The organism is Intrasporangium sp. (assembly GCF_039812505.1).
Classification (GTDB): Bacteria; Actinomycetota; Actinomycetes; order Actinomycetales; family Dermatophilaceae; genus Intrasporangium_A.
Genome location: NZ_JBDIAQ010000160.1, coordinates 1 through 7,795, shown reverse-complemented (window position 1 = coordinate 7,795; position 7,795 = coordinate 1). Strand labels below are relative to the sequence as shown.

At 71.9% G+C, this 7,795-nt stretch carries 5 protein-coding genes; 2 read left to right on the top strand and 3 right to left on the bottom strand.

The window, feature by feature from the left end:
- From WMI84_RS15565 to WMI84_RS15555, 3 genes are all read right to left on the bottom strand, one after another.
- The coding region (locus WMI84_RS15565) for a hypothetical protein (RefSeq protein ID WP_347354689.1) at positions 1-1,524 on the bottom strand (1,524 nt) is incomplete at its 3' end.
- A 48-nt stretch (positions 1,525-1,572) separates the two neighbouring features.
- Entirely contained in the window at positions 1,573-1,947 is a 375-nt protein-coding gene (locus WMI84_RS15560) for a DoxX family protein (protein ID WP_347354688.1), read from the bottom strand.
- A 147-nt stretch (positions 1,948-2,094) separates the two neighbouring features.
- On the bottom strand, positions 2,095-3,618 hold the full coding sequence (locus tag WMI84_RS15555) for a molybdopterin-dependent oxidoreductase (RefSeq protein WP_347354687.1): 1,524 nt from the start codon (positions 3,616-3,618) through the stop codon (positions 2,095-2,097).
- A 211-nt stretch (positions 3,619-3,829) separates the two neighbouring features.
- Between WMI84_RS15555 and WMI84_RS15550 the strand changes: the two genes are divergently transcribed.
- Positions 3,830-5,005, top strand: a complete 1,176-nt coding sequence (locus WMI84_RS15550) for a hypothetical protein (protein WP_347354686.1) — start codon at positions 3,830-3,832, stop codon at positions 5,003-5,005.
- Positions 5,002-7,665 (top strand): multicopper oxidase domain-containing protein, encoded by a 2,664-nt coding sequence (locus WMI84_RS15545; protein WP_347354685.1) that lies wholly within the window; start codon positions 5,002-5,004, stop codon positions 7,663-7,665. Before WMI84_RS15550 ends, WMI84_RS15545 begins: the two co-directional genes overlap by 4 nt.
- Positions 7,666-7,795: the final 130 nt, after the last annotated feature.

Genomic DNA, 7,795 nt, shown 5'->3' with positions numbered 1-7,795 from the left:
CGACGCCGCCCGCAGGCGACCCGCCTCGAGCTCCTGCAGGACCGCCTCCAGCAGGTCGTACCGGCCGCGCATGCCGATCGCGTAGGCGTAGCCCCGCATGAGCGTCTCGGCTCCGCTCTGCCGGGTCGTACCCCCGACCACCTCGACGAGACGGGTCCGCAGCCGCTCGTCCCGGGCCGGGCGCGCGGCCCCGGCGGGCTCCCCGGCGTTGCCCACCGCGTTCAGGGCCGCGTACGCGACGTCGTCGTCGGTGCCGGGGTCGCAGGCCAGGTCCGTCAGCACGTCGAGGGCCTCCGGCTGCATGAGCCACGACAGCACGGCCAGGCACTCGTGGGTGGCCACCTCGTCGCCGGACCGCAGCGCCTCGACGAGCTCGTCGACGTACGCCCGGCCCACGACGGGTCCTTGCGGGGAGAGCATCAGGATCGCCAGGGCGTTGCCACTGGTCTCCTCGTTGGTCTCGCCGAGCGCGGCACCGATCACGGTGTCGAGCACCGGCTCCTCGAGGTCGCCCGGCGTGAGGGTCCGCGCGAGGGTCTGCCGGACCCGGCTGCGCAGGCCGCGCAGGTCGTCGGCCCGCCGGGCCCGGCCGGCCACGATGATCGAGGCGGCGAACTGCTGGGAGTCGGCGGTCAGGCCCGCGGCGATCCGCTGCCGGTCCGGCAGGTCTGCGGCGTGGACGAGGTTGGCGGCCCCTCGCCGTACCAAGAAGCTGCGGTCGGTGTCCCGCAGGTGCCCGACCGCCAGACGGACCGCCTCGGCCAGGCGCTCGCCGGTGACGTTGCCGCGGGCCACGAGCGAGGTGAGCGCCAGCAGCGCCGAGCGCAGGGCATGGTCGTTGGTCGGGTCCCGCAGCTGGTGCAGCAGCACCTCGACCACCGCCGGGTGCGCGGTGTAGCGCAGCACGGATGCGGCGTCGACGTACAGCTGCTCGGCGGGGTCGTGCAGCGCCTCGTCGGCCAGCCGTGCGACGACCGTCCCGCTCCGCGGGTGGCGGGAGAGCCGGACCGCGGCGTTGTAGCGCTGGACGAAGTCGAGCTCGAGGCTGAGGCCCAGCTCGGCATTGCAGCGGCGCAGCATCGCCTCCCAGTCGCACGCCCGCAGCAGGACGTGCGGCAGGCGCGCGAGGTCTCGCGAGAGCCGGTCCCAGTCGGCTCCCGTCATCCGGTCGGTGCCGAGGGCCCGCTCGACCAGCTCGAGGGTCTCGTCCCCGTCGGGCTCCCCGGGCGGTGGGAGCGGGAACGGCACCGGCGGCGGGTGCAGCATCGTCCGGCTGAAGACGTCGACGGCCGCGAGCAGCCGGCCGTCGGGCAGGTCGAGCACCTGCTCGTAACGTCGGACCAGGTCGTGGGTCACGGCGACGGCGCCACCCTCCCAACGGCCGACCTGGGAACGGTGCACGGCCGGTGCCCGGCCGGCACCGGCCGCGAAACCGCTTGCTGCGCGCAGTGCCGGGTCGGCGGCATACGCCCGGGCGTTGCGCAGCACCCAGCGCGCCTTGGGCCCCAGGTCACCGTGCTGCATCGCCGTGCGCTCGGTCAGGTCTCCGCCTCCGGCCTCCCGGGTCGCGGCTCAGCGGCGCGCCGCGACCGCGAGCAGCCCACCGGCCAGGCCGATGTTCTTCAGCACCTGGACCCGCTGCGCTGCACGGGTCTTCGGGTCCTCGACCTTCCAGAAGGCGTGGCCGGCGATCGTGGTCGGGACCAGGGAGGCGACCAGCCCGAGGGCCGCCGCCCGGGGCAGCACACCCAGCGCCAGGGCGGCACCCCCGGCGACCATCGCCCCGCCGTTGAGGCGGACGGCCGCCTCGGGGCTGGGCACGCCGAGCCCTGCGGCGAGCTGGACCCGCCCACCCGGGTTGGTCGCCGCGTCGTAGCCGAGCCAGGCGAACGCCGTACCCAGGGCGAGGCGGGACAGGCGCTCGACGGCCGAGGTCGCCAGGGACATGCTGTGCTCCTTCGCGTCGGGATCCCCGGCCCGGCTGGTGGCACCACCGCCGGCAGGGAGTCTGCCGGTCGAGTCTCTCGCACCGGCGGCGCGGTCCGACGACGGTGTCCACTGTCCGGCCCCAGCCGTCCGGCCCCAGCCGCCCGGTCAGATCCGGGCGTTGACCACCTGGTAGCCGGAGTCCTCGCGGGTGCCGCCCATGCCGTCCTGGATGCCGCTGTAGTCGGCGATCCACTCCAGGGAGCGGATGTACTTGACCATCTTGTAGCCCACGTAGGACTCGACCCGGAGCCGCAGCGGTGCACCGAACGTCCACGGCAGTGGCTTGTCGTTCATCGACCAGGCGAAGATCGACTCGTCCTCACGGCAGTCCCCGATCGGGATGCACGAGTAGAACGGCTCTGGCGGCCGCCCGTCGCTCATGTGCTGGGCCAGGCCGAACGAGGTCACGAGCAGGTACTTCGCGTCGGCCGGTGGCGGGCCGGCCAGGGCCATGACGTCCATGACGTTGGGTCCCTTCCACTTCGCGATGCCGGTCCAGCCCTGCATGCAGGCGTGCGCGACGATCTGCTCGTGCTGCGGCAGGGCCTTGATCCGCTCGAACGGCACCCGGACGATCCGGTCCGGGTCGTCGGACGGGCCGATCTCGAGGACGTAGTCACGGAAGTCGTTCGCGGCCAGCTCGTGCCACTCCGGGGACTCGTCCGGCTCGGGGTGACGCCCGTTGGTCCAGTGGTACGGCGAGATGTCCTTCTCCGTGTACGGCTGGGCCTTGCGGTTGCGCGGGGCGAACCGGTTGATCGTCAGCCTGCGGAACGGCTCGAGCGAGGCATACAGCAGCTTCTGGCTGCCCCGGCGGTTACGGATGCTGAGGTAGCTGAGCGCGACCCAGGCGACCAGCACGAGGGCGATCGTGGTGAGCATGACCGTGGTGGCCTGCGCGACCCGCGCCGGGTCGTACTCGCCGAGGACCATGTTCGTGACGTTGTGCTCGAAGTGGGTGATGAAGACGAGCGCGACATGCCCGACGATGAAGACCGACAGGATGACCATCCCGATGAAGTGGATGGAGCGGGCCGCCTGACGGCCACCGAACAGCTTGGGGTACCAAGGGAACCGGCTGCTGACGGCCGGCGACATGACCGGCCCGGTCACCATCATGAGCGGGGCGACGACGAAGACGACGGCGAAGTAGGTGAGCTGCTGCAGCGCGTCGTAGGGCGTGAAGTGATCGATCGAGGGCACCCCGAACCCGGCGTAGATCTTCATCGACTCCCAGGCCTCGGGGAAGACGTCCCACGACGTCGGCACGATGCGCCGCCACTCGCCCGTGGCGAACAGCAGCCCGACGTAGACCAGGCCGTTGAGCACCCAGGCCACGGTGAAGAAGCCGTGCCAGTGCCGGCCGAGCCCGGGGTTGCGGCCGCCCGGCAGGGTGAGCCAGCTGGGCGGCTCCAGCTCGTCGTCGTGCGCGGTGTAGGCGCCCTCCTCCGGCGGGACCACCCGCTTGGTGAACTTCACCCACTCGGTCCCCGGCCCGCAGTCGCTGCGCCAGTAGAGCCGTGGGTGCGTGGCGATGATCTGCCACCCGGACCGCAGCAGCAGCCCGATGAGGAAGAAGTTGACCAGGTGGGTGACGCGCAGCCAGGCAGGGAAGTCGAAGTCGGTCATGGTGTCCTCGGGATCGGCGCTGGGATAGTCTCTACTACACGCTGTAGTTACTACCTGCTGTAGTTTATACGGGAAGTGCCGTGAGAAAACAAGTCGCTTCGGTAGCGTCGTCCGAGCACGTTCGGTGCTGTTCGCCTTCTGGTGTCATCGCCTGCGCCGCCGCCGGACAGCAGGTTTGGCGGGGCGGCACACGTTATCTACAGTTGGCACCGTGAAAAATGATGGCGCCCGCCAGACCCTCTCCCGCGCCGTCTTCCTCGTCCCCGCCGGCATCGCGATGCTGGCCGGGGTCGATGCCGCCCTCCTGCTCGTCGGCGTCGGGGCCCCGGTCTCGGCGGACCGCCTGGCCGACCTGCACGGGATGCTCATGGTCGGCGGGTTCCTGGGCACGCTGATCGCCATGGAGCGGGCCGTCGCGCTGCGTCACCCGCTCGGGTATGCCGCCCCGCTGCTGCTCGGCCTCGGCGGGATCCTGCTGCTCACCCCCGCACCGCTCGCCCTCGGCCAGCTGCTGCTGCTCGACGGAGCGGTGGCCTTCGTCGCCGTCTACGCGGCCCTGTGGCGGCGCAACCACGACGACGTCGTGATCGTCGAGCTGCTCGGAGCCGTGCACCTGGCCATCGCCACGCTCCTCTGGCTCAAGGTCGGTATCCCGTGGCTGATGCCCTGGCTCGTCGGCTTCGTCGTGCTGACCATCTGCGCCGAGCGGGTCGAGCTGGCCCGGCTCGCCATGCCGAGCACCGGCGGGCGCACCCTGGTCCTGCACGCCGGGGCGCTGACCATGACCCTGGTGGCGACCCTGGTCTGGCCCGACGTCGGGGCGCGGCTGACCGGGCTGGTGACCGCCTCGCTGGTGGTGTGGCTGGTGCGGCACGACGTGGCCCGCAAGACGATCCGGGCGACCGGGCTGCCCCGCTTCAGCGCGGCGGCCCTGCTCGGCGGCTACGTCTGGCTCTTCATCGCCGCGCTCGCCTGGCTCGTCGGCGGCGCGCAGACCGAGGGGGCCTCCTACGACCTGGTCGTGCACTCGGTCATGCTCGGCTTCGCGATCTCGATGGTCATGGCGCACGCCCCGGTGATCCTGCCGGCCGTGCTGCGCCGCCCGCTGCCCTACCGGGCCGTGATGTGGGGGCCGCTGGTGCTCATGCACGTCGGACTGGTGCTGCGCGTGATCGTCGGTGACGTCGCCGGCCGCTACCCGGTCTGGCAGGTCGGCTCGGTGATCAACGTGGCCGCCCTGCTGCTGTTCTTCCTCGTCGCGATCGGCTCCAGCGTGGCCGGCCCGCCGCGGCGGAAGGCTCCGGCCGGCCGGCGCGCGAGCGCGCGAGCGGCTGGGACGCAGCCCAGCGGCATACCCCTCACCCCTTCGACCCGGAGACCGTCATGAACTCCCGCGGATCGTGGTTCATGCGCGACCGGCCCGTCCTGATCTGGCTCCTCGTCGCGCTCGTCGTGAGCCTGGTACACCCGTTCTTCGCGTCCTCGCGGTGGCTGATGGTCCATCTCGTCGTGCTCGGCGCGGTGACCCACTCGGCGATGGTGTGGAGCGTGCACTTCACCGACGCGCTGCTGAAGACCCGGGCCGGGTTCGAGGAGCGGCGTGTCCAGTCGATCCGGCTGGGCATCTTCCACGTCGGTGCGATCGCCGTCTTCGTCGGCGTGCCGACCGCGATCTGGCCGCTGACGATCGCCGGCGGCACGCTCATCTCGGGCGCGGTGCTCTGGCACGCGGTCATGCTCGTGCGGCGGCTGCGGGCCGCCCTGCCCGGGCGGTTCCGGATCACGGTGCGCTACTACATCGTCGCCGCCCTGCTGCTGCCGGTCGGGGCGCTGTTCGGGGTGCTGCTCGCCCGTGGGCTGGCCGAGCCCTGGCACGGGCGGCTGCTCGTGGCGCACACCATGACCAACCTGCTCGGCTGGATCGGGCTGACCGTGCTCGGCACGCTCGTCACGCTGTGGCCCACGATGCTGCGCACCCGGATGGCGCCCAACGCCGAGTCCGCCTCGACGCACGCGCTGCCGATCCTCGGGGTCGGGCTCCTGCTGGCCATCGGCGGCCCGCTGCTCGGCTCGGAGGTGCTCGGCGCGGCCGGCATCGTCGCCTACCTCGTGGGCACCCTCTGGGTCTACCGGCCGATCCTGACCTCGGCCCGGCAGCGTCCGCCGGCCGCGTTCCCGACCATGTCCGCCGGAGCGGGGCTGGTCTGGCTGCCGATCGGTCTCGGCCTCATGGCGTTCTCGCTCGCCACGCGCGGCTCCTGGGCGGCCCTGTCCGACCACTACGGCATCCTGACGACGATCTTCGTCGTCGGCTTCGCCCTGCAGGTGCTGCTCGGGGCGCTGAGCTACCTGCTGCCCGTGGTCATCGGCGGCGGCCCGTCCGTGCTGCGCGCCGGGATGGCCGAGCTGGACCGGTGGAGCACCTGGCGCGTCGCGGTCGCCAACCTCGGGCTGGCCCTGTGCCTGCTGCCGGTGCCGAGCCTGGTCCGGGTCGTCCTGTCGGTCGTGACCCTGGTGGCGCTGGCGGTGTCGATCCCCGTGCTGCTGCGCGGGATCATCGCCTCGGTCAAGGCGAAGCGGGCCCTCGAGAAGCAGCCGGCGACCCCGGGCGTGCGCCACGTGGACACCTCCCCCCGGACGTGGTCGCGGCCCCAGCTGATCGCCGCGGTCTCGGTCATCGCGGTCGGCGCCACGCTCGGGGTCGGGCTCGACCCCACCGCAGCCGGGCTGACCACCGCGGCAGGTCAGGGCCCGGTGGCCGCGCAGGTCACCCCGACGGGGCACACCACGACGGTCACCGTCACGGCAAAGGACATGCGCTTCCACCCGGCGCAGGTGTCCGTGCCCGCCGGCGACAAGCTCGTCATCGACCTGGTCAACACCGACTCGACGGACATCCACGACCTGGTCCTGGCCAACGGCGCGAAGAGCCCGCGGCTGTCCCCCGGCGAGAAGGCAACCGTGGATGTCGGGGTGGTCAGCGCGCCCATCGACGGCTGGTGCTCGGTCGTGGGGCACCGGCAGCTGGGCATGGTCTTCAAGGTCGACGTGACCGGCTCGAGCGCGGCCGGGTCCGCGTCGGGCGGGGGCGGCTCGGGCGGGGCCATGATGCCCGGGATGACGCACGCCGACGCGACCGGGCCCAGCCCCGCGATCGACTTCATGAAGCAGTGGCCGGCCGGCTTCACGGCATACGACCCGGTGCTGCCGCCGCTGCGCGACGAGAAGGTCCACAAGGTGACCCTCACCGCCGAGGACGTCAAGACCGAGGTGGCCCCCGGGGTCAGCCAGGTCCGGTGGACCTACAACGGCACCTCGATCGGGCCGGTCCTGCACGGGCGGGTCGGCGACACCTTCGAGGTCACCCTGGTCAACAAGGGCACCATCGGCCACTCGGTCGACTTCCACGCCAGCGAGGTCGCGCCCGACCTGCCGATGCGCACCCTGCAGCCCGGCCAGTCCCTCGTCTACCGGTTCACGGCGAAGCGCTCCGGCATCTGGCTGTACCACTGCTCGACGATGCCGATGTCGACCCACATCGCCGCGGGCATGGCCGGCGCGATCGTCATCGAGCCGCCGGGCCTGCCGAAGGTCGACCACTCGTACGTGCTCAGCCAGTCCGAGCTCTACCTCGGCGCTCAGGGCGACCCGGTCAACGCGGCGAAGGTCGCCGCCGACCAGCCGGACGCGCTGATGTTCAACGGCTTCGTCAACCAGTACGTCGACCGGCCGCTGGCCGCGAAGGCCGGTGAGCGGGTGCGCATCTGGGTGCTCGACATCGGCCCGAACCGGCCGCTGTCCTTCCACGTCGTCGGCACCCAGTTCGACACCGTCTACAAGGAGGGCACCTACCTGCTCAAGGACGGCCGCGGCCCGCTCGACCCGCCCGACTACCACTCCGGCGGCTCCCAGGCCCTCGACCTGCTGCCCGCCCAGGGCGGCTTCGTCGAGCTGACCTTCCCCGCGGCCGGGCACTACTCGATCGTGAACCACATCATGACCGACGCTGAGCGCGGGGCCAGGGGCACCTTCGCGGTCACGAAGTAACTGACGCCCGGGTCGAGGTTCCTGACGCCCGGGTCGAGATGACTGACGCTCGGGTCGAGACAACTGACGCCCGGGTCGATGTATTGGCGCGGGCCAGGAGCCGCGCTATTACATCGACTCGGGTGGGGGG

Excerpts from the sequence above, each read along its gene's own strand:
- WMI84_RS15560 (WP_347354688.1), bottom strand. The coding sequence starts at position 1,947 with ATGTCCCTGGCGACCTCGGCCGTCGAGCGCCTGTCCCGCCTCGCCCTG.
- WMI84_RS15545 (WP_347354685.1), top strand. The coding sequence starts at position 5,002 with ATGAACTCCCGCGGATCGTGGTTCATGCGCGACCGGCCCGTCCTGATC.
- WMI84_RS15555 (WP_347354687.1), bottom strand. The coding sequence starts at position 3,618 with ATGACCGACTTCGACTTCCCTGCCTGGCTGCGCGTCACCCACCTGGTC.